This is a genomic window from Parendozoicomonas callyspongiae (assembly GCF_023502345.1).
Classification (GTDB): Bacteria; Pseudomonadota; Gammaproteobacteria; order Pseudomonadales; family Endozoicomonadaceae; genus Sansalvadorimonas; species Sansalvadorimonas callyspongiae.
The window spans coordinates 1-19,905 of sequence record NZ_JAMFLX010000039.1; the positions used below are offsets into that span (position 1 = coordinate 1).

The 19,905-nt window shown below is 48.7% G+C and carries 17 protein-coding genes; 10 read left to right on the forward strand and 7 right to left on the reverse strand.

From position 1 onward, the window contains the following. Window positions 1-23: 23 nt before the first annotated feature. Complete coding sequence (locus M3P05_RS18735) at window positions 24-809, reverse strand: hypothetical protein (RefSeq protein ID WP_249701633.1); 786 nt, start codon at window positions 807-809, stop codon at window positions 24-26. 243 nt (window positions 810-1,052) lie between these two features. Between M3P05_RS18735 and M3P05_RS18740 the strand changes: the two genes are divergently transcribed. The 4 genes from M3P05_RS18740 to M3P05_RS18755 all read left to right on the forward strand — a co-directional run bounded on the left by M3P05_RS18740 (window position 1,053) and on the right by M3P05_RS18755 (window position 6,149). Further along, window positions 1,053-2,348, forward strand: coding sequence for an APC family permease (locus M3P05_RS18740; protein ID WP_249701634.1), 1,296 nt, complete (start codon window positions 1,053-1,055; stop codon window positions 2,346-2,348). 67 nt (window positions 2,349-2,415) lie between these two features. After that, entirely contained in the window at window positions 2,416-2,871 is a 456-nt protein-coding gene (trxC, locus tag M3P05_RS18745; protein ID WP_249701635.1) for a thioredoxin TrxC, read from the forward strand. 164 nt (window positions 2,872-3,035) lie between these two features. Next, entirely contained in the window at window positions 3,036-5,423 is a 2,388-nt protein-coding gene (locus tag M3P05_RS18750) for a penicillin acylase family protein (RefSeq protein WP_249701636.1), read from the forward strand. Between the two features lie 66 nt (window positions 5,424-5,489). Next, window positions 5,490-6,149 (forward strand): phosphohydrolase, encoded by a 660-nt coding sequence (locus M3P05_RS18755; protein WP_249701637.1) that lies wholly within the window; start codon window positions 5,490-5,492, stop codon window positions 6,147-6,149. 56 nt (window positions 6,150-6,205) lie between these two features. On the opposite strand, the gene M3P05_RS18760 is transcribed toward M3P05_RS18755, so the two are convergent. The 3 genes from M3P05_RS18760 to M3P05_RS18770 form a co-directional block, all read right to left on the reverse strand. Next, window positions 6,206-7,726 carry a hypothetical protein gene (locus M3P05_RS18760; RefSeq protein ID WP_249701638.1) on the reverse strand — a complete coding sequence of 507 codons (1,521 nt, stop codon included), beginning with the start codon at window positions 7,724-7,726 and terminating at the stop codon, window positions 6,206-6,208. 176 nt (window positions 7,727-7,902) lie between these two features. After that, entirely contained in the window at window positions 7,903-8,754 is an 852-nt protein-coding gene (gene asd / locus M3P05_RS18765; RefSeq protein WP_249701639.1) for an archaetidylserine decarboxylase, read from the reverse strand. A gap of 35 nt (window positions 8,755-8,789) precedes the next feature. Further along, entirely contained in the window at window positions 8,790-9,611 is an 822-nt protein-coding gene (locus tag M3P05_RS18770; protein WP_249701640.1) for a sulfurtransferase, read from the reverse strand. A 137-nt stretch (window positions 9,612-9,748) separates the two neighbouring features. Between M3P05_RS18770 and M3P05_RS18775 the strand changes: the two genes are divergently transcribed. Further along, entirely contained in the window at window positions 9,749-10,891 is a 1,143-nt protein-coding gene (locus tag M3P05_RS18775) for a hypothetical protein (RefSeq protein WP_249701642.1), read from the forward strand. On the opposite strand, the gene M3P05_RS18780 is transcribed toward M3P05_RS18775, so the two are convergent. Together M3P05_RS18780 and rsgA are read right to left on the reverse strand one after the other, a co-directional pair. Beyond that, window positions 10,876-12,273, reverse strand: coding sequence for a hypothetical protein (locus M3P05_RS18780; protein ID WP_249701643.1), 1,398 nt, complete (start codon window positions 12,271-12,273; stop codon window positions 10,876-10,878). The genes M3P05_RS18775 and M3P05_RS18780 overlap by 16 nt on opposite strands. Before the next feature lie 86 nt (window positions 12,274-12,359). After that, a complete protein-coding gene (gene rsgA, locus M3P05_RS18785; protein ID WP_249701644.1) occupies window positions 12,360-13,379 on the reverse strand; it encodes a small ribosomal subunit biogenesis GTPase RsgA in 1,020 nt (339 codons plus the stop codon). A 127-nt stretch (window positions 13,380-13,506) separates the two neighbouring features. Between rsgA and orn the strand changes: the two genes are divergently transcribed. Next, entirely contained in the window at window positions 13,507-14,046 is a 540-nt protein-coding gene (gene orn / locus M3P05_RS18790; RefSeq protein WP_249701645.1) for an oligoribonuclease, read from the forward strand. 45 nt (window positions 14,047-14,091) lie between these two features. Here the strand turns inward: orn and queG are convergent, their stop codons facing one another. Continuing rightward, a complete protein-coding gene (queG, locus tag M3P05_RS18795; protein ID WP_249701646.1) occupies window positions 14,092-15,132 on the reverse strand; it encodes a tRNA epoxyqueuosine(34) reductase QueG in 1,041 nt (346 codons plus the stop codon). A gap of 149 nt (window positions 15,133-15,281) precedes the next feature. Between queG and M3P05_RS18800 the strand changes: the two genes are divergently transcribed. The 4 genes from M3P05_RS18800 (at window position 15,282) to miaA (ending at window position 19,763) form a co-directional block, all read left to right on the forward strand. Next, window positions 15,282-16,796, forward strand: coding sequence for an NAD(P)H-hydrate dehydratase (locus tag M3P05_RS18800; RefSeq protein ID WP_249701647.1), 1,515 nt, complete (start codon window positions 15,282-15,284; stop codon window positions 16,794-16,796). 9 nt (window positions 16,797-16,805) lie between these two features. After that, a complete protein-coding gene (gene tsaE, locus M3P05_RS18805; RefSeq protein ID WP_249701648.1) occupies window positions 16,806-17,276 on the forward strand; it encodes a tRNA (adenosine(37)-N6)-threonylcarbamoyltransferase complex ATPase subunit type 1 TsaE in 471 nt (156 codons plus the stop codon). A gap of 11 nt (window positions 17,277-17,287) precedes the next feature. Next, window positions 17,288-18,658 carry an N-acetylmuramoyl-L-alanine amidase gene (locus M3P05_RS18810; protein ID WP_332842031.1) on the forward strand — a complete coding sequence of 457 codons (1,371 nt, stop codon included), beginning with the start codon at window positions 17,288-17,290 and terminating at the stop codon, window positions 18,656-18,658. A gap of 199 nt (window positions 18,659-18,857) precedes the next feature. Next, window positions 18,858-19,763 (forward strand): tRNA (adenosine(37)-N6)-dimethylallyltransferase MiaA, encoded by a 906-nt coding sequence (gene miaA, locus M3P05_RS18815; RefSeq protein WP_249701658.1) that lies wholly within the window; start codon window positions 18,858-18,860, stop codon window positions 19,761-19,763. Window positions 19,764-19,905: the final 142 nt, after the last annotated feature.

Below are 19,905 nucleotides of genomic sequence, written 5' to 3' on the forward strand. Positions count from 1 at the left end.
AGCATTTTTCCAAAGTATTCTGGTTATTCCTGAGCTAGAGGAAACCCAATCACCACAGCTGCACGCCACTCTTCGTCGACTTTATCCGCTGCAATAAATGCTATACGAGTTCTTCCTCTACGGTTTTCAGTGGCAATAACCAGCCCCTGATCACCGTTCTCAATGGTAAGCAGGTTGTTATATCTGACGCCGACACTAATATCCATTTGATTATTTGCAATGTCATTGATGTCGATACTTGGAGATTTATACAGAGGGCGAGTTTGAACTGCCATACGGTCAGTCAGATAGTTTAGTGCTGAGTTATCAGGCTCATAGTCATTTTGAGAGAGGTCAGCCACCCCTTTAATACCACCTGCACTTAATTCGATATTCCAAAGCCACTTATCGGTCAATTGTGCAACCTTTATTGCAAGTCCTGCGGCATCACCTGCGGCATGTTTCAGCTGCCAGCGTTTGATAATCAAGCTGGTTTTACCCTTGGCTTCCATTGCGATGAAATCGGTGGTGACAGAGGCATCTTCAAGTTTGAAAGGACCTTTCTTAAAAAAGGATGTTATGGCTTTCAGCCCCGTGAGGTTCTCTTCTGCATTGTAGGGATACTGGGCAGTTAGAGCATTTTTGGTATAGAAATCAGGAAAGGAGCTGTCATCCTTTTTAGCAAAGGTTTCTGGCCATTTCTCATTCAGTGCCATCAGCTCAGAGAGAGGACCTGCAGAAGCCTTGATACTGACTGATGCAAATAGAATGGCAAACAGGCAGCCAATAAGGTTTCTTTGCGAGACTGATTTTGAGGGAGGGTTATTCATTGCTGCTTCCTTGCTTGATTGACTGACTTGAAATGTTAAGGCTAAATACCTTGCTCCAGACTTTAGACTGTAGCTTGTTTAATAATAAGCAATAAATTCCTATGTAGATCTCGCCACTTGAAACTGGGGAAAATCATCGAAAACCTCCTGTTTCGCCTACCCTTGTTTTGCGATTCCATTGCCAGCTTCTGAAAACAACCACATGAGCTGCATGGAAGTATTATTCGAAGTAAGGAGTGACGCATGGCTGTGGTTCCAACCCGACATATCAGTCTGTCCAGAGCTGTCTTTCTTATTGTTGCCAATGTTATTGGCGTTGGCACGTTTACCACGACTGGTTATGTACTTGGTGAGGTGCTGTCCCGGGAGACCACGCTTCTTGTCTGGTCTATTGGTGGAGTGATCGCGTTATGTGGAGCACTGTCTTATGGTGCTCTGGCAAAACTTATTCCGGAATCCGGTGGAGAATACCTTTTTCTCTCCAAGATGTTTCACCCGGTTTTTGGGTGTATAGCTGGCTGGGTTTCATTACTGGTTGGGTTTACTGCCTCAATCGCTTTGTGTGCTTATGCACTGGGTGTATTTATTCAGCCGCTGTTTCCCTGGCTAGATAGCCGTGTTATCGCATCGGTTATGGTTCTGATAGCCGCACAGGTTTTATCGCTGAAAGCTAATCGTGGGGTAAAAGCGCTTGGGTATGTCGTAATTCTGAAACTGGCTTTGCTGACAGTATTTATTATTGCTGGCGGCTTAATAATATCTGTCGAGCCATCGCAGGGAATGCGGGATATACAAGATGTTGGTCTTTCTAATGCTGCCCTGGCTTCGGTGATGGTTTATTTCGGCTACTCTGGCTGGAATGCTGTTATTTACATTGCGGACGAAGTTAAGAACCCAGATAGAAATCTTTACAAGGCGACTGTACTGGGCACATTGCTTATTATTGCCCTGACTCTGATTTTAAACACGATAATTCTATACAGTGGTGATGCCGGAGAGTTGATTAACCGGCTGGATGTTTTTCAGATCGTAGGTCATCGCATTGGTGGAAATGTATTCAAGTGGCTGGTTGGCACTGTTGTGATGCTCGCACTTTGTTCTTCGCTCTCTGCCATGATCATGATGGGACCGCGAGTTTATGCAAAGATGGCTGAAGATGGATATTTGCCAGGATGGCTCTCTTCAGGCAGGCATGGTTTTTCTACATCTGTGTGGTTCCAGGCTGCTATTGCCGTTGTCATGTTGTGGTCTGGCACATATCAACAGTTGATGACTTATGCCGGATATACTCTTGGTATCAGCTGTATGATGACAATCTCCGGCCTTATCCGCTGGAAGCTGAATGACCCGGACAATATATCTATTCCTTTTTGGCCGTACGCCCCTTGCCTGTTCCTGTTAATAAATGGTGTCATTACTATTTACGTGGTCTGGTGTGCACCACTATACAGCCTGTTGGGACTGATACCATTTGCTGCCGGTATTATCAGTTGGTATCTGAAAGAGAGGAATACGCCAAAAACAATGATTAGCAGATAGTGTCGCTCTCTCAGATATGAAACACCTTCCTGAGGTGACTAGCTTCCCGCATATAACGGATAGCATTATGAGTCAGCCTGTTCAGGTGGTTTGTGGCCGCTGTTCTGCCACTAACAGGATCCCAGCAGAACGTCTTTCTGATGGACCTATATGTGGCAAGTGCCGAGCAGGACTTTTCGCTGGCAAGCCTGTTGACCTCCATGCCGGGAATTTCAAGAGGTTTTTAAGCCAGACAGATCTTCCTGTGGTTGTCGATTTCTCGGCTCCCTGGTGCGGCCCTTGCAAAGCTATGGCACCGGCCTATGCCAAGGTGGCTGGAGAGTTGGAGCCGGGGTTGATCTTCGCAAAGCTTGATACAGAAGCAAACCAGCAACTGGCTGCGCCCTATAACATCCGCAGTATTCCCACGATGATTGTTTTTCGGAAGGGCAAGGAAGTCGACAGAGTATCCGGGGCACTTCCGCAGGCCAAGCTTAAACAGTGGTTCGGCAAGTTTTCAGCAGAAACAAAGGGCAGGGCATAAGAGCTGGTATAGCGGCAGCAATAGTAAGGGGGTGCTTCCTCCTTACCAACATGATATTAATATGACGTTCTTTATCATCGAAAATCTTCACTTCAGCTCGATATAAAGAGTGACCTGTCAGCAGTAAGCGACGGCATAAATAACAATAATAAGGGGGTTGCCTGATGCTGGCTTTGATCCGCCGGTGGTTACTGCTGGTTCTAGTTCTGGCTGTAATAGCCATTTTATCAATTTATGGTTTCCTTTCTTTAAGCCTTCCTCAGTTAGATGGAACTGTTAGCAGCCCGGATGTGCAGCTTCCGGTCAGGGTTGATCGTGACCGGCAGGGCATCCCAACTGTAACTGGTAAGACCAGAAGTGATGTTGCATTTGCGACGGGGTATCTCCATGCCCAGGATCGTTTTTTTCAAATGGATCTGGGGCGTAGAAACTCCGCTGGAGAACTATCCGAACTGGTCGGAAAGGCTGCACTTGAGCATGATCGCTCTGTTCGTATCCATCTTTTCAGGCGAGTTGCGGAACAGGTGGTTGAAAACCTGAGCGAAGATGAACGTGAGCTCCTCCAGGCCTACACTGCCGGAGTTAACCAGGGGCTGTCTGATCTGGACAGCTGGCCTTTTGAATATCTTCTTCTAAGAACAAAGCCGGCCTTCTGGAAGCCAGAAGATACATTTCTAACTGTGTTCAGCATGTATCTGGATTTGTCAGATGATCAGGCGGGCAGAGACGCTGGGAAAGGATTTATTGCCTCTGTGGCAGGTCGCGGTGTAGCGAACTTTATTTCGCCCTCGGCAACACCATGGGAAGCTCCTCTTGATAACTCATTTATGCCTGAGCCAGACATCCCCGGAGAGGATCAGGTTAATCTGCGTTTAAAGAGCGACAGGGATTTTGAAGGTTTGACCGGCGTCTTTAAACCGTCAACGGTTATTGGCAGTAATAACTTTGCTGTATCGGGTAATCTCAGTGAACATGACGGTGCCATTGTTGAGGATGATATGCATCTGTCGCTGCGGGTTCCAACTATCTGGTACCGAATGCAGTTTGTTTACGGGGAAGATGGACAGGAAAGTAAAATCACTGGCGTAACCCTGCCTGGTACGCCTTTTATGGTGGTTGGCAGTAATGGCTCTGTTGCCTGGGCATTTACCAACTCTCAGGGTGACTGGAGTGACAGGGTGATGTTGGAGGTCACCGAAGACGATCACTACATAACGCCAGATGGGCCTGTGCCATTCCAGAATCGCTTCAGTACGGTCAAGGTTAGTGGTGACACTCCTCAAACCATGCAGGTGCGTTACTCAATCTGGGGCCCTGTCGTTCGCTCTAAATATGATGGCTCCCTGCAGGCGATTCGCTGGACTGCTCACAACTCTGAAGCAACCAATGCCGGGCTATACAAACTTGAACAGGCCTCTGACGTATCGTCTGCAATTGAGATTGCCAATGCCAGTGGCGTTCCTCCACAGAATTTCGTTGTCGGTGATAAACAGGGCAACATTGGCTGGAGTATCGCTGGCCGGGTTCCTAATCGCATTGGGGTTGATTCCACATTTCCATTGTCCTGGCGTGAAGCCGAAGAAAACTGGAATGGCTGGCTGCCCCTGGATCAGTATCCCCGGGTTATCAATCCTGCCTCTGATCGTATCTGGACTGCCAATGCCCGGGTTGTTGGTGGAGAGAATTATCAAAAGCTTGGAGATGGCGGTTACTCGCCTGGTGCCAGAAGCCTGCAGATTCGTGATGAGTTGATGGCCCGTCAGTCTTTCCAGGAACGGGATCTTCTTGATGTTTCCCTTGATGATCGGGCTGTTTACATGAGCTCCTGGCGGCAAGTTGCCCTTAATGCGTTAGATGCAAAGGCTATGGAGGCAAATGATGGCCGTGTTGTCTTCAAGGCTTATATAGATGAGTGGACAGGCAGGGCTGTTGTCGACGATGTTGGTTATCGATTGGTCAGGGAATTTCAGGATGCAGTGAAGCTTAAGGTTTTAATGAATCTGGGGCGCTATTTCACTTTGCTTTCTAATAACCCTGAAGGAAGTGTTGATGACGGCTGGATTCAGGAGCTGAAGAAAGAAGAAGTCAGCGTTTTACGTCTTCTTGAGAGGCAGCCCGACAACTGGCTTCCTCCTGCTTACGGAAGCTGGAATGAGCTGGTTTTGGAAACAATTGATGAGGTGATTTCAGAGCTGGGAGGTGTTGAGGCTCTACCACTGAAAACATGGGGCGAGCGGAATACTGCCCGTATCAGGCATCCGTTGTCTGGCTCTATTCCATATATTGGAGAGTGGCTCAATATGCCGGCAGTGCAGCTTGCGGGTGATAACTGGATGCCACGGGCACAGCAACCTGATCAGGGTGTTTCTGAACGCATGATTGTTTCACCAGGGAATGAAGAAGAAGGCATTATGCATATTCCTGGTGGGCAGAGCGGACATCCGTTGTCGTCTTTCTATCAATCGGGTTTTTATGACTGGCTTGATGCTAACCCGAGCCCGTTCCTGCCTGGAGCATCGGAGTACACGTTGATGATTATCCCGGGGGAGTAGTTATTTCTCAGCTCTGTTAAACTGCGCGCCACTCCTCCGTGTGCCATGACCTTAACTGAGCTGAGAATGACAGACTATAACAGCCCGCAACTGCTTCAGAACTGGGAACAAAAGTTCATTGAATATCTGCATGACCATGAGACAGACGATTATTCTCACGACTTGTCTCATTTTCAAAGGGTCTGGAAAACTGCTCAGAAAATAATGGCTGAAGAAACCCGTCCGGTTAATGCGCTGACGGTTCTTGCCGCCTGTTATTTCCACGATATTGTGACTTTTCCCAAGAATCACCCAAACCGCAGCAAGTCCTCTCAGTTTGCAGCACAGAAAACAGCTGAGATTCTTGGAGAATTGAAGTTTCCGGCAGAGTTGATTGAAAACACCTGCCATGCCGTAGAAGCGCATAGCTTTTCAGCCAATATCCCAACCCGCACCCCGGAAGCAGAAGTTGTTCAGGATGCTGACCGAATGGAAGCCATTGGGGCAATTGGTCTGGCCCGGGTGTTTTATACCGGTGGCAAGATGGGTTCCAAGTTGTTCCACGCTCAAGACCCGTGGGCTGAAAACCGTGAGCTGGATGATAAACAGTACAGTGTGGACCACTTCTTCTGCAAATTGCTCAAGCTTGGTGAAACCATGAAGACTGCACCGGGGCGAAAGCTGGCGGAAGAGAATACGGATTATTTGCGGGCGTTTCTTGATAAGTTGCGGGAAGAATTGGGGTAACCGAGAAGTATCAGCTGGAAGTTTTCCAGCTGATACTGAGTTTGGTAATAGGGAATTTAGTTTTCCTCTGAGGAGCCTGTAACGTCGACACCACTATCACTGTCATATTTCGTGGGAGCTCCTTTGGGTGGTGGTGCTTTGAACTCTGGTTGCTCATGCCCAGCCCAATTTACCTTGGGAGCTTTAATGCTGGGCCAGGATGCAGGAGGATAGTTATAATCGACAACTGTAGCCTCATCACCTTCTCCGTCCATTACCGGGATAACCTGAAAGCCTCCCCTGGCTTGAGAGTAATCTGTATTGGTGACGACACTGTCTCCTGAGACGTAAAGGTGGCATTGATATGCAGCACCTTTTTTATATTCAGGAATGTGTTCTTTCATTACTGCCTGCATGAGGTAGGTTCCGCTTCTATCCCAGTCCTTTTTACAGCCTAAGGTTTCAAGCGCTGACTCTTCAAAGTCTCGGTCTGCCATGTGGTCGCCAGTATGAGTCGTCATTGCCTGTAATACTGTTGTATAAAGAACGCCTGCGGTTTGAAGCGCTTTTAGTGTTCTCATTGCAGGATTGGTAAAGTCAAACTCCTTGGTTAACGCACCTGGATAATAAGTAAACCCATTGGCAAATTCTTCTGGCTTTTGTTGAGAGGGATCTGTGTCTATACCGGTGAAATCAGCTGCTTTAAGGGCGATAAGTTGTTGGGTTAAATATCCTCTGCTTTCTTCGAAATCTCGGGCAGAAAATGCAGGCATGATACCTTCTTGGGTAGTAAGCCACTGTTTAGCTTCGGTTCCCTGCAATACTTCCCATGCTTCTCCACCCTGACTGAGGTATTCAGTAAGAGAACCATATAGTTCATGAAGCTCAGAGGGAGTTAGTGTTTCAAGATCAATAGCTGCAAGAAGCTGGACATAGAGTTGTGGGTGATGCGTAGCAATGCTTTTCATTTGAGCGGTAGTAAATGGGTTTCTACCGGCGAGAATCTCATCAAACTGATGCATGCATGCCTTGATATTTTTTTCTTTAATTTGGCCACCTTCTCTAGCGATTATTCGCCCTTCCCTTTCTTTTGCAAGGTTTTGGTGAAGAGCTATAACGTGGAAGGTTTTTTGGAGAAATTCAGGGGAATATGAAGAACCATTTTTTATTTGAACTAGTTCAACAAGGGCATTTCCCAAAGAGGATAGATGTGAGTTGTTCTTAGTGTTTTTTCCTTTAAAAGTTTTAACAATCTCATCCTCAAAAACTTTAAGGCAATGCTCTCGCTCTTGTTGTGTTGTTGGTTGAGCTTCATTTAAAACTGCCTTCGGATGGATATGTGTTTTATTAGAACGATCAACAAATTTGTGTAAAACTCGTTTGTAGTCCACCTTCCGCGATTGAACAGTGGTGGTTGGCTTCGCAGCATCACTTCCGCTTGAACTATCGGATAAAGAGCTTTTGCTCTCAGTACTTGCTACAGACCTTTGATCGTCTGTAACACCTTGGCTTTTATCTGTTGTCTTGTTCTGGTCTGAGATTTGTCTGAAAAATTGTGATTTTCTCTGATCTCCACCAACTCTATTTCCACCATCCATAACAGCCTTCCTTTGCTGACTACATATATGTAGATAAGTGTATAGGGAAAGAAAGAACTTGCAGTTTGCCTGCTTAGTTATAGGCTGTTTGCGTTGGAATCTTGACGATTAAGATATTGAAAGATTAATAAACAATCAGAGCTGGACGAACAGCTCCGATTGTTAATAGAAGAAAATTATTGCGAGAAAGCATGCCCCATTTGAACAGGCGTTTCAGCAGCCAGTTCCTCAGCCCATTCCACCTGATCCTTGCCAAATAGCACAATCGCTGTAGAACCCAGCTTAAAACGCCCCATTTCCTCACCACGCTCAAGCCTGATGTCTTTACGGCCTTCAGGGGTATAGTCAAAAGTTTGAACTTTGCGCTTATGAGGAGTAACCAGTCCAGCCCAGACTGTTTCAATACTGGCAACAATCATGGCACCTACAAGAATCACAGCCATTGGGCCTTTTTCAGTATCGAAGATGCAGACAGCACGCTCATTGTGGGCAAACAGACGGGGTACATTTTCAGCCGTGGTTTGGTTTACCGAAAACAGGCGACCAGGAACGTGAATCATCTTGCGCAGGGTACCACCAAAGGGCATATGAACACGGTGATAATCACTGGGCGACAGATATACGGTGGCGAACTTGCCATCCTGAAACTCTGCAGCCAGCTCATGGTCGCCGCCCAGCAGTTCTGTCAGACTGAACTCATGCCCCTTGGCCTGGTAAATCTGACCGTACTTGATATCACCCAGCTGGCTGATTGCACCATCTGCCGGGCAGACAACAGTATTTTTGTCTTCGGGCAGTGGTCGCATACCCTCTTTTAAAGGGCGGGTGAAGAAGTCATTGAAGCAGTTGTAAGCTTCAGGGTTTTCTTCCACCGCTTCACTCATATTTACGTTGTACTGTTTTACAAACCAGTTAGTGAGAGGGTTTTTGATAGACGGCCATGGGCATTCAGCAACAATGCCGATCAACCGTGACAGCAGGTGGTGAGGAGTAATATGTTGAAGCGCAATAAATAGTTGGTCTTTCACAGTATTTCGTCTGCCGTTAATAGCTAAAGCTGGCATCAATCAGCCGTGGTAATAGGTGTATCAGAACGGTTACCCCATTCTGACCATGATCCGTCATAGGCCCGGATGTTCTTGTACCCAAGAATTCGTGCAGCAAGGTATGTAAATCCAGAGCGGTGGTGTGTCTGGCAGTGAGTGATTATGTTCTTCTCTTTCCCCAGACCGATCCCATTGAGTAAATTGGCCAGATCATTACGCAGACGGTAGAAACGTTCAGTGTCCATACCCTGAGTCCATTCGAAGTTAATAGCTCCGGGAATATGTCCGGTTCGCATTGCAAACTGTTTGCTGCCGTCGTATTCACCTGGAGAACGGGCATCCCAGATCACGGTTGAACTATTAAGCTCTACCATAATCTCTTCGGCACTGGCTCGAACCTGCGGGTTTATAATTTTCAGATTTGTTTCTGTTGGAGCAGGGAAAACAGGAGTGTTTTCTACCGGAAGCTGCTCTGACATCCAGGCATGCAGGCCTCCATTGAGATAGGCCAGCTTTTTGTGTCCGAGAAGATCCAGAGTCCATATCAACCGACCAGCCCATCCGCCGCCTTCATCGTCATACACAACAATACTCTTATCGCTGAGATAGCCAACCCGGCTGAATAGTTGATTCAGCTGTTCTAAAGAAGGCAATTTGCCAGTGGCTGGAGGCTTGCCCGAGATCAACTCAGAGGGAGCAATATGAATAGCTCCGGGAATATGAAGCTGCTGGTATGTGGCTGGATTACTAACATCAAGGATCATCAGATCCGGTGCCTCCAGCTGCTCAACCAGCTGGGCGGGCTCTATCAAGTCAACAGGGGGAAGGGTATCACTCATTGTTATGGTTCCAGCGGGATTCCCGGCTGTTATTCCTTGCAAAGGGAGACTGCATTGTACTTGAGGGGGGCTGAGGAGCAAGTCCGGGGAATCTGAGCTATTACTGTGCGGTTTCATTTGTACAGAGGTACTGATAAATGCGCATGGAGAAATGGAGAGTGACATGGTTGCTGGCCGCCATTTTGCTTTTAGCTGGCAGGAGTGTTCAGGCAGATAGCTGGCTGGTAGCGGTGCTGAGTGGGAATGCCCGTGCCGATGCCTGGCTGGTTCCCCTGTCTGGCAAAGATGAGCCGCAGGCCCTCTTGCATGAGCAGGCAGATATCAAAACGGATGCTGAGTTTCTTGGTTATACCGGGAATATTGCCTTTGACCATTTTCGGGTCGCTGATCATTTTGCCGGCCAGCTCACAGACAAGCTGCTGGCCAAGCTTCTGCCTCAGCTTGAAAGGCTGAAAGACAAAGGCCTTCTAGGGGAGTCTCCAGAGTTTTCATTCCTCTACGCCATTGCCGGGCTGGATGCCGTTGATGGACATATTTATGGCTACAGCTCATCTGAGGGCAGGCAGGCTCTCAGTATTTATGAAGGGATAGTTGATGAGCAATTCCGCTCCCATGGCTTAACTTTGGGGGCGATGGCTGCCGCCCATGATGGAGCTTTGCTGCTGGAGGCTGTGAAAGGACAGGAAGACAGTGCTCATGTGGTCATTTACGATGACACCTACGGGGAAGGCTATCTCGTTCGTGATGGTGAAGTTATCAAGCAGAAAGCTGCCTTTACCGATACGACGCCTGCTGGAGGTTATTATCAGCTTGGGCGTGAAGGTGAAGAGCTGCTCAATAGTGATAATGAAGGAGCAGGAAGACTGTCTCTTCTGGTCAGAGAGTTCTGGAAGAAGCAGAATATCGATTACACAACAGAAGAACTTCTTGATCGCTATTCAAAAACAAACCGAAACGAGCTGGGAGGGGTTATGTCCCGGCTGATACAGGATAAAGAATCCTTTTTACGACCTGAATTTACCCAAACGGTGGATGGTCTTGTCGATCTCTCAAAACAGCTTACCTGTCCTTATGCCAAGAAAGTTCCAGTGAAAATTATTGGGTTTTATGGTGAAACCCTTAAAGCTGATGAACAAATATTGCAGGGGAGGTTTGCAAACCTGACTGAGGGCCGCCTCATTCCCGAACTGGTCACAGGTGAGCAGTTAAATAATGCTCTGGCCAGTGCCGCAGTCCGGGTTTACAGGCAGGTTATGAAAGCCCGCTATGGGTTTGAGTAAAGTCCTGGGTTCAGCCTTTTGACTGATGCCCGGTGCTGGTACCGGGCGAATTTTGTAACAGGCAGAATCGAAACATTCTGAACAATATGGCCTGCATCATTTTCCAGCCAGGCTTTCATTTTGTCTGAGTCGGCCAGCTCTTTGCGCTTCAGCGTTACAGTACGCTGCCAGTCGCCGACACTTGGGCGTGCCTCACTGATAACATTCCATACTGTGGAATGAAAAGTGCTCAGATTCGGGAACAAAATATCGGATTCTTCTCCCACGATAATGATATGTGGGTAATGGCCATCAAACAGATTCTGGTTGCGGGCATAAAGCGCAAGAGTTAATTGCACAAATGCTTTTCTGGCTTTCTCAATCATCGGCATAGCGATCTGTACCGCTTTGCTGTAAGCAAGGCTGTTTGTATTCAGTCCATTTTGCTTCAGATGTTGTTTGTTAATTTCAACGCCGGTCTCTCCAACTATACGACCATAGTTGTTGTAACCTTTGCCTCGCTTCAGACGCTTGAAGTTCTCTTTTTGCCCCAGCGGGTGGTTATAACTGCGCTGGTCATGTTCTATAGCATCAATCAAATCTGAGCTGTCAGTGGAATTGAGATAGTTCTGGAACTCCTCACCTATCTGGTATGTTCCACCTTTTTTTTGCAGCGCTGGCGGCATCCACCCTTCAAGAGGAATAACCTGACCGTCTTTCATAAGGTATGGCTGACTGATAGATGTTGAATGAATAACAATAGCTGGCTGTCCAGGTTTGGCTTTGTGGAGTCGTTGCGCGTGGAACCAGGCCATGGAGTTAATCAGGTGGGTATCCTGCTCAACGATCATATCAATCTTGGGCGAGAGTGGCGGCCTGTGTAGAATTTCGTTCACTTCATGCGTAAAGGCACACTGATAGAAGTCTTTACGGCTTAACTCGGGGTTATAACACTGTTTTAGTTGTCTGGGATTCAGGTAAGACAGAACGGACCTGTCTGGAATTGACATGGTTTCTGCCTTGTCTGCACCGGCTGCCCCAATGTAAACCTGCAAAGGAGCATCCATCCACTCCTTGTGAGCCAGCAGCTGTTTCAGAATGAATGGCTTGGCTTCAGTCAGCAGATAGCGAAAATATTTCAGGGGAGAGTTGTTGAGAACCAGGTTGGGTGGATCGCCATACAGATCTGTTCTGTCCCAGGTATTGATGGTCAGCTCGTAAAGGGGCAGAGGAGAAAGGCTGGTTCCAAAGGTCAGCCGGGCCCCTGCGTTAGTCATGTAAACACTGAGAACAGGAAGATCAGTATCGTCCCCATAAGCCCGAGATATAGGCACACATAACATTAACAGGCCGATAAGACCGAGAGATATCAGAATTATTGAACGAGATCGATCCGAAAGCATACAGCAACTCCCTGTAAATAATTGACGTTATCGTTTTTGACAACGCCAAGGGATAAAGGTTTTCGGGCTTAGCTTGTACCTTAGTCTCAGTCTTCGTCCAGAGAGGACAGAATATGGCGATAAGAGTTCATCCGGGCTGGCAGGATTTCCCCTTTTTTCAAGGCTTCCAGCAGGGCGCAGCCAGGTTCCTGTTCATGTCGGCAATCCCGGAAACGGCAGTATCCGGGCAGGTTTCGCAGTTCCCGGAAGCCATTAATCACATCTTCAGGGTCCATATGCCACAGGCCGAATTCCCGGATTCCCGGTGAGTCGATCAGGGAGCCGCCCTCAGGAAAGTGGAAAAGCTTGGCGGAGGTGGTTGTATGGGTTCCCTTACCGGTTTGTTCGGATAGATCACCAACCTTGGCGTCGACATCAGGTAAAAGCACGTTAACCAGCGAGGATTTCCCTACGCCGGACTGGCCAACAAAGACGCTGGTGTGATCCTTCAGCAGGGCTTTGATATCGTCCAGACCATGCTCCAGCTTGGTGGAGGCGGTGAGAACCTTGTAACCCAGATCACGATAGACCTGCATCAGGGCATCCAGATGCTGACGGTTTTCATCGTTCAAAAGGTCTGTTTTATTGAGCAAAAGCACGGGTTCAATATCAACTGCCTCTGCAGCAACCAGATATCGGTCGATAAGATTAGGGTGGGCTCGAGGAACTGGCGCCACAACCAGCACGATGTAGTCGATATTGGCAGCCACGGGTTTGATCCGGCCATGGTTGTCCGGGCGGCATAATTCGCTGGTGCGGGGAAGCTGAGCGACAACTACGCCTATATCATCTTTGCCTGGTCGCCAAATGATCCGATCTCCGGTTACAAGGGCGGGCAAATTGGCGCGAAGGTGGCAGCGATACAGGGAACCCGGTTCGGATGGACGTTCGATATCCAGCTGAATGCCATAATGGGCGATAACCACCCCTTCTTCCTCGGGGCCGAGTTCACTGGTATTGAGCTGATCCTGGATTTTGCTTTCCCGGCGTTTAGCTCGCTCGGCGCGTTCACCTTGAATTTTCTGAATGCGCCAGGCCTGACGGCGGTTGAGTTTGCGTTTAGCCATGAAAAACGTAGTACCAGGAGGGAGTAAGAGGTTTGCAAGACATTATCCGACCAGATTATGATGACAGATGTATTTCGAATCAACTTGAGTTGTAACAGGCAACCCCATTATGGTGCAGGAAAACGCGATGCAGGCAGATAACCTGGTGTGGCTCGATCTGGAGATGACGGGCTTGGACCCTCGGTCTGATTGCATTCTCGAAGTCGCTACCATCGTCACTGATGCCAATTTAAACGTTCTGGCAGAAGGTCCGGTTATTGCTGTTCATCAGCCGGATTCTGTACTCGATACCATGAATGAGTGGTGTATCGAAACTCATGGCAAAACCGGCCTGACCGAGCGAGTACGCCAAAGTACAGTCAGTGAAGCAGAAGCTGAGCAGATTACCATCGACTTCCTCAAGCAGTATGTGGAGCCCGGCAAGTCACCTATGTGTGGCAATACCATCGGGCAGGATCGCCGCTTTCTGTTTAATTATATGAGCGATCTGCATGACTTCTTCCATTACCGCAATATTGATGTCAGCACCCTGAAGGAGCTGGCTCGCCGCTGGAAGCCGGAACTTTTGAATGGTTTCAATAAAGACGGTTCCCATAAGGCGATTGAAGATATTCGCGAATCTATTGATGAGATGAAGTACTACCGCGAGCACTTCATTAAGCTTTGATAGCTATTGATTCTGATAAAGCCGGGAAATGCTATCCCGGCTTTTTTAATTCTGGTGTTGCTCCAGAGCCCAGCGAACATGTTCCTGCACCATATCAGATGGATAATCCAGTCGTGCTTCAAGTGCATGAATGACTTTCTCCGTCGATGGAGCATTTCCCAGGCCGACGGCCAGATTTCTTAACCAGCCTTCAAAGCCCGTGCGGCGAATCGGTGAACCTGCTGTTCGTTCCAGAAATTCTTCTTCAGTCCACAAAAATAGATCGGCCAGCTCTGAAGAATCCAGCTTATGGCGAGGAAGGAAATCCGTTTCTCCGGTTGGTTTGGCAAATTTATTCCATGGGCAGATTATTTGGCAGTCATCACAACCGAATACCCGGTTTCCAATAGCTTTGCGGAACTCAAGGGGAATTGAGTCTTTCAGCTCAATTGTCAGATAAGAGATACAGCGGCGGGCATCCAGCTGATGAGATCCGATAATGGCGTCTGTCGGGCAGATTTTCTTACAGGCGAAGCAACTGCCACAGCGCATGGCTGTTACTGGTTTATCTACCGGCAAAGGAAGATCAGTAAACAGCTCTCCGAGAAAGAACCACGAGCCAGCCTTATTGTTCAAAAGAAGAGTGTTCTTCCCAATCCAGCCGAGACCTGCCTGTTGCGCCAGAGCTTTTTCCAGCACCGGAGCACTGTCTACAAATGCCCGATATCCAAAACTGCCCACTTCCTCTTCAATGCGCTTTCCCAATTGAGTTAAACGCTTGCGGATGACCTTATGGTAATCCCGTCCCAGCGAGTAGCGGGAGATATAGGCTTTTTCAGGGCTTTTTAGAATTCTTACGGTCTGGGTGTCTCCGGGAAGGTAATCCATACGTACACAGATAACCCGGATCGTGCCAGGAACCAGCTCTCCCGGACGTGATCGCTTGTTACCGTGGCTGGTCATGTAATCCATTTCCCCATGGAAATGTTTGTCCAGCCAGTTTTTCAGGTGTTGCTCGTGCTGGCCGAGGTCGATATTACTAATACCGGCATCCTGAAAACCAAGCTCACGAGCCCAGCCCTTAACTTTGGAAGCCAGATCAGCCAACTGGGATTCATTGAGATTTTGAGCTGAAAGTGATTCTGTCACGTATTGGGGTTAAGGCTTTACAGGATATAATGCGGAATTAAAGGTGCTGTTCAAGGCTATTGCCATGAATCAGCCCTGCCAGACTGGAACATTTTTGGGGAACGCCCATGGGCGGCAGTTTATCACACTCACTCTATACCGCTGAACAGGTTCGTAAGCTGGATGCCGAAGCGATACAGAATCATCGTATCCCAGGCATTGAACTGATGAAGCGCGCCGGGCAGGCCGTCTTTGATGCAGCCCTGAAAGGCTGGCCGGCACTTGGTCGTGGCGGCTCGTTACAGGTTTTCTGTGGTGCAGGAAATAATGGTGGTGATGGCTATATCATTGCGGCTCTGGCACGACGTCGCTATATCCCTGTCCGTGTAATCGCTTTAAAAGACCCAAACCTGCTGAAAGGCGATGCCCGCAAAGCCTGGGAGCGGTTCCATGACCTGGGCGGCCACTTTGAACCCTGGTCTCCAGATATTGAAATCAACGGGACTCTGGTTATTGATGCCATGCTGGGTACTGGCCTGAGTGGTGATGTGAAAGGTGATTTTGCCGATGCCATTAGCCTGATAAACAGGTCTGGACGCCCGGTGATGGCAGTTGATATTCCATCAGGCTTGTCAGCTGATACCGGCTCAGAACTGGGTGAAGCTGTTAAAGCTGATTTAACTGTCACCTTTATCGGGCTGAAGCAGGGACTTTATACCAGTGCTGGCCCGAGATGTTGCGGGCGTGTTCAGTTTGCCCGTCTGAATGTTCCTGATTCCGTCTACAAGTGTGAAACTCCATCAGCCCAGCTGATCGGTGAGCAAGAGCTTTCATCGCAGGTTCATCCCCGCAGGCGTGATGCCCACAAAGGTGACCACGGACACCTTCTTGTCGTGGGTGGTGATCATGGTATGGGCGGTGCGGCTCTTATGGCTGCGGAGGCAGCTATGCGATGTGGTGTTGGTCTGGTCACTCTGGCTACCCGCGCAGAGCATGCAATGGCAGCTATGATGCGGTGTCCGGAAGTTATGGCGCGGCGAGCGAACACTTCTGCTGAACTGCAGCCTTTGTTAAAAGGGAAAAGCGCAGTCGTTATCGGTCCGGGGTTAGGCAAAGATAGCTGGGGTAAAGAGTTGCTGCAGACGGTGCTGGAAAGTGATTTACCTGTTTTGATGGATGCAGATGCCCTGAATATTATTTCTGAATCCCCCGAGCTCTACAAAGTACGTCAACAGTGCGTTATAACACCACATCCGGGAGAAGCCAGCCGTCTTCTTGGGAAGCCCATCGCTGACATCATTCATGACCGTTTTCAATCAGTGAAAGAGTTACAGGTTCTTTGCGGTGATGTTGCCGTGCTGAAGGGAGCAGGCTCTTTGATTCAGAGTGAAAACCGTACTGATCTTTGTAATGCCGGCAATCCTGGAATGGGTGTTGCGGGTATGGGAGATGTTCTCAGTGGTGTAATCGGTGCCTTAATTGCCCAGGGGCACGATACAACTCTTGCCGCTTCATTGGGTGTATGGCTTCATGCCTGCGCCGGAGATGCCTGTGCACAGGCCGATGGTGAGCGGGGCATCGCGGCAACAGATTTGATTCCTGTTATTCGACAAAAACTGAATTACCTGGCCGGCCAGGGTTAGTAGAGATATATGTCTGAGAAAATTGAATTTGAACTGGTTGGTGAGGAGAGCATGGTGGCCTTTGGTCGCCGTCTTGCGGATGCCAGCCAGGGGTGGGGAATCATTTATCTGGAAGGTGATCTGGGCGCAGGCAAAACAACGCTGAGTCGAGGTGTTCTGCGTGGCTTTGGTCATGAGGGCGCGGTGAAGAGCCCGACCTACACACTGGTTGAACCCTACGAGATGGGTGAAAGCAATGTGTATCACTTTGACCTGTATCGCCTGGGTGACCCTGAAGAGCTGGATTTTCTGGGTGTTCGCGAATATTTCGGCCCCCACGCCTTATGTCTGGTTGAGTGGCCGATCAGAGGAAAGGGCTATCTTCCTGCTGCGGATATTGAAGTCAGCATCACCTATAAACCCGATAGCCGGATAGTACGGGTTGAGCCGTTAAGTGAACACGGGCAGACTATATGTTCGCATCTGTTGCAGGGACGATAACGGGGTAAGCTGTGGCGCAGGAACCAAAACTGTCGAGACGTCGATTTACCAAGCTGGCATCTGTGTTGGTTGCGTCCCTGACTTTGCCGGGAGCAGCTTCCGTTCTTGCTGCTGGCACTGCCGCAGTGAAAGGTGCCCGTCTCTGGCGTGCACCGGATAAAACTCGTCTGGTACTGGATCTCAGCAACTCTGTTGAGCATAAGATTTTTCCGCTGGCCAATCCCCATCGTCTGGTTGTTGATATCACCGGAACCCGATTGCCGGGATCTCTGGATGGTCTGACTCTGGGTGATACACCTATCAAGAAAATTCGCTGGGCCAGCAGAAACAATAATGATCTGAGAATTGTTCTGGATCTGAGTACTGGAGTGAGCCCTCGCAGTTTTGTTCTGAAGCCTAATGAAACTTACGGACATCGTCTTGTTATTGACCTGTTCGATAAACAGGCTGCCGCAGCCCAGACCAGAAAACCGGTTGAACCAAAGGTTTCTAATCGCAATATCGTTATAGCAATAGATGCCGGTCATGGTGGTGAAGATCCAGGCGCTGTTGGTCACAGGGGCGCACGGGAAAAAGATGTGGTTCTCGCTATCGCTAAAGAAGTTGCAGCACTGTTTAAGAAAGAAGAAGGTTTTGAACCTCTATTGGTTCGAACCGGTGATTACTACATCTCTTTGCGGGGGCGAACCAAGAAAGCCCGGCAGGGAAATGCCGATGTCTTTGTTTCCATTCACGCTGATGCTTACCGTCGCAAGAGTGCCAGAGGTGCCTCTGTTTTCACTCTTTCCCAGCGTGGAGCTACGTCAGAAACGGCACGCTGGCTGGCAAACAAGGAAAACAGCTCTGACCTGATTGGTGGTGAAGACGGAGTCAGTATCGACGACAAGGACGATGTGCTGGCTGGTGTTTTGCTCGATCTTTCCATGACTGACAGCCAGGCACGCAGTGAGCGGATTGGTAAACAGGTGCTGACGCACATCGGTAAGGTTAATAAGCTTCACAAAAGCAAAGTGGAGCAGGCTGCATTTGCTGTGCTGAAATCTCCGGATATTCCCTCAATTCTGGTGGAAACCGGTTTTATCTCCAATCCTACAGAAGCCAGCAGGCTTGTGACCCGTGCTCATCAGCGCAAGATTGCCCGCTCAATTTATACTGGGGTACGGGATTTCTTCCACAAGCAACCACCGGCAGGAACTTTAATTGCGGCTCGCAAGAACGGAAGTGTGATTGCCAGCAGTGCCCGGACTTACAGGGTGAAAAGTGGTGACACCTTGAGCGGTATTGCCAGTCGTTACAATACCAGTCTGAGAAGTCTGTTGAGTGCCAACAGTCTGGATGTGAATTCCACCATAAGAGTGGGGCAGATCCTAAGAATCCCCTGATGTCTACCAGTTCAGCTATTTTTACTGCGTGTTTTATTTGTTTTTAATGTCGAATAATGACAAACACCGAGCGGTTTGATGATTTCCATCATTCCATACTGGGATTGGCTTCGTTAGAATCCCCCGCCCTGTGCGTACCAGTCTTTCTTTTAATAACAGGTGATAGGTGACCAAACCTCTTCCTTCCACAATTTTCCTTATGGGGCCAACAGCTGCCGGCAAAACAGATCTTGCCGTTTCGCTGCATGAGAATTTGCCCTGTGATCTGATCAGTGTTGATTCTGCACTTGTCTACAAGGGAATGGATATTGGTACGGCAAAACCTGATGCTGAGACACTGGCTCGGGCTCCACATCGCCTTATAGATATTCGTGACCCGGCTGAAGCTTATTCGGCCGCCGAGTTCTGTGAGGATGCGCTTCGGGAAATGGAAGAGATTACATCCCGTGGACGGGTGCCGCTGCTGGTGGGCGGTACCATGATGTATTACAAGGCGCTTCGGGATGGCATGGCTGAGTTGCCAGCTGCGGATGAAACCATTCGCCAGCAGATTCTCGAACAGGCAGAAGCTGAAGGCTGGCCTTCTGTGCATGCAAGCCTTGCCAAAGTGGATCCGGTATCAGCAGAACGAATTCATTCAACTGACCCGCAGCGCCTGCAACGTGCGCTGGAAGTTTATCTGGTCAGTGGGAAAACCATGACCCAGTTACGGGAAGAGCAAACGCGAAGACAGCTGCCGTACCGTGTTTTGAATCTCGCAGTGGCTCCGGTTGAGCGTAAAATCCTTCATGAAAGGATTGCGCTGCGATTCCAGATTATGCTGGAAAACGGCTTCCTTGAAGAAGTCGAAGAACTTTTTGCCCGTAGTGATCTGCATCCAGGGCTGCCATCTATTCGTAGTGTTGGTTATAGGCAGGCGTGGGGTTATCTCGCTGGTGAACTAACCCGTGATGAGATGGTCGAAAAGGGGATCATTGCGACTCGCCAGCTGGCGAAACGGCAGTTTACCTGGCTTCGTAGCTGGGATGATCTGCACTGGGAAGACAGCCTGTCTGATGGTCTGATTGAGTCAGTCACTCAGAAAGTAATACGTTTTCTCGATTAGTGTGTAAGGTTAATTAAAGGATTGCGTGGAAGGGCAGGCTGTGAAACTTTCAGAATCAGTCTCACCTTTCCACTAGCTAATATTACCTATTGAAGGTGTATAGGCGCTGACTTATGGTGGTCGGTTTCAGGCTGTTTACAGA

Excerpts from the sequence above, each read along its gene's own strand:
- M3P05_RS18800 (WP_249701647.1), top strand. The coding sequence starts at position 15,282 with ATGGGCGGCAGTTTATCACACTCACTCTATACCGCTGAACAGGTTCGT.
- M3P05_RS18760 (WP_249701638.1), bottom strand. The coding sequence starts at position 7,726 with ATGGATGGTGGAAATAGAGTTGGTGGAGATCAGAGAAAATCACAATTT.
- M3P05_RS18770 (WP_249701640.1), bottom strand. The coding sequence starts at position 9,611 with ATGAGTGATACCCTTCCCCCTGTTGACTTGATAGAGCCCGCCCAGCTG.
- M3P05_RS18775 (WP_249701642.1), top strand. The coding sequence starts at position 9,749 with ATGCGCATGGAGAAATGGAGAGTGACATGGTTGCTGGCCGCCATTTTG.
- rsgA (WP_249701644.1), bottom strand. The coding sequence starts at position 13,379 with ATGGCTAAACGCAAACTCAACCGCCGTCAGGCCTGGCGCATTCAGAAA.
- M3P05_RS18740 (WP_249701634.1), top strand. The coding sequence starts at position 1,053 with ATGGCTGTGGTTCCAACCCGACATATCAGTCTGTCCAGAGCTGTCTTT.
- M3P05_RS18780 (WP_249701643.1), bottom strand. The coding sequence starts at position 12,273 with ATGCTTTCGGATCGATCTCGTTCAATAATTCTGATATCTCTCGGTCTT.
- miaA (WP_249701658.1), top strand. The coding sequence starts at position 18,858 with ATGGGGCCAACAGCTGCCGGCAAAACAGATCTTGCCGTTTCGCTGCAT.
- orn (WP_249701645.1), top strand. The coding sequence starts at position 13,507 with ATGCAGGCAGATAACCTGGTGTGGCTCGATCTGGAGATGACGGGCTTG.
- tsaE (WP_249701648.1), top strand. The coding sequence starts at position 16,806 with ATGTCTGAGAAAATTGAATTTGAACTGGTTGGTGAGGAGAGCATGGTG.
- M3P05_RS18750 (WP_249701636.1), top strand. The coding sequence starts at position 3,036 with ATGCTGGCTTTGATCCGCCGGTGGTTACTGCTGGTTCTAGTTCTGGCT.
- trxC (WP_249701635.1), top strand. The coding sequence starts at position 2,416 with ATGAGTCAGCCTGTTCAGGTGGTTTGTGGCCGCTGTTCTGCCACTAAC.
- M3P05_RS18755 (WP_249701637.1), top strand. The coding sequence starts at position 5,490 with ATGACAGACTATAACAGCCCGCAACTGCTTCAGAACTGGGAACAAAAG.
- M3P05_RS18735 (WP_249701633.1), bottom strand. The coding sequence starts at position 809 with ATGAATAACCCTCCCTCAAAATCAGTCTCGCAAAGAAACCTTATTGGC.